The 1,067-nt window shown below is 50.0% G+C and carries 9 tRNA genes and 1 rRNA gene; all 10 read right to left on the bottom strand.

What is annotated here, in order from left to right:
* Nucleotides 1-157: 157 nt before the first annotated feature.
* Nucleotides 158-233: transfer RNA gene (locus ACQKNS_RS27340), tRNA-Ala, on the bottom strand.
* A gap of 10 nt (nucleotides 234-243) precedes the next feature.
* Nucleotides 244-320, bottom strand: a tRNA-Pro gene (locus ACQKNS_RS27335).
* A gap of 8 nt (nucleotides 321-328) precedes the next feature.
* Nucleotides 329-405, bottom strand: a tRNA-Arg gene (locus ACQKNS_RS27330).
* A gap of 15 nt (nucleotides 406-420) precedes the next feature.
* A tRNA-Leu gene (locus tag ACQKNS_RS27325) sits at nucleotides 421-509 on the bottom strand.
* Nucleotides 510-522: 13 nt separating this feature from the next.
* A tRNA-Gly gene (locus ACQKNS_RS27320) sits at nucleotides 523-597 on the bottom strand.
* Between the two features lie 5 nt (nucleotides 598-602).
* Nucleotides 603-684 (bottom strand) — tRNA-Leu (locus ACQKNS_RS27315).
* A gap of 9 nt (nucleotides 685-693) precedes the next feature.
* Nucleotides 694-769, bottom strand: a tRNA-Lys gene (locus ACQKNS_RS27310).
* 31 nt (nucleotides 770-800) lie between these two features.
* Nucleotides 801-876 (bottom strand) — tRNA-Thr (locus ACQKNS_RS27305).
* A gap of 11 nt (nucleotides 877-887) precedes the next feature.
* A tRNA-Val gene (locus ACQKNS_RS27300) sits at nucleotides 888-963 on the bottom strand.
* A 10-nt stretch (nucleotides 964-973) separates the two neighbouring features.
* Nucleotides 974-1,067, bottom strand: a 5S ribosomal RNA gene (rrf, locus tag ACQKNS_RS27295); the annotation flags it as partial.

The raw sequence follows: 1,067 nt of genomic DNA, 5'->3' as shown, positions 1-1,067 counted from the left end.
AATGTTTGACTTGCTCATTCGCTTTTTTGATAGTGTGTGCTCACTTAAAATTTAACGTTGGCGCTTTGTTTTGTTCAGTTTTCAAAGAGCAATTTGACTCTTCTTAAAGAATCAACTTTCATATCATATCAAAGCCGAATTGGCTTGTCAAGTTTTTTGGTGGAGCCTAGCGGGATCGAACCGCTGACCTCCTGCGTGCAAGGCAGGCGCTCTCCCAGCTGAGCTAAGGCCCCAAAAAAATCATGGTCGGGAAGACAGGATTCGAACCTGCGACCCCTTGGTCCCAAACCAAGTGCTCTACCAAGCTGAGCTACTTCCCGAAAAAATATGGTGCGCCCGGCGGGAGTCGAACCTACAACCTTCTGATTCGTAGTCAGATGCTCTATCCAATTGAGCTACGGGCGCATATTAAGATGAAGATGGTGCCGAGGACCGGAATCGAACCGGTACGGTAGTCACCTACCGCAGGATTTTAAGTCCTGTGCGTCTGCCAGTTCCGCCACCCCGGCATAAAATAAATAGTGGAGCGGAAGACGGGATTCGAACCCGCGACCCCAACCTTGGCAAGGTTGTATTCTACCACTGAACTACTTCCGCGAACATGCGGGTGAAGGGACTTGAACCCCCACGCCTTGCGGCGCCAGATCCTAAGTCTGGTGCGTCTGCCAATTCCGCCACACCCGCATAATAAAATGGTGAGCCATGAAGGATTCGAACCTTCGACCCTCTGATTAAAAGTCAGATGCTCTACCAACTGAGCTAATGGCTCATATAAACTATTTATATATGCTATATGAAAATGGTGCCGGCAAGAGGACTTGAACCCCCAACCTACTGATTACAAGTCAGTTGCTCTACCAGTTGAGCTACACCGGCAAGTGTAAAAATGGTGGAGGATGACGGGATCGAACCGCCGACCCTCTGCTTGTAAGGCAGATGCTCTCCCAGCTGAGCTAATCCTCCATATATGAATGCTTGGCGGCGTCCTACTCTCACAGGGGGAAACCCCCAACTACCATCGGCGCTGAAGAGCTTAACTGCCGTGTTCGGAATGGGAACGGGTGTGA

The organism is Peribacillus sp. NPDC094092 (genome assembly GCF_050279365.1).
Lineage (GTDB): Bacteria > Bacillota > Bacilli > Bacillales > DSM-1321 > Peribacillus.
Note: the sequence above shows the minus strand (reverse complement) of the source record. Positions and strands in the feature narration are given on the sequence as shown.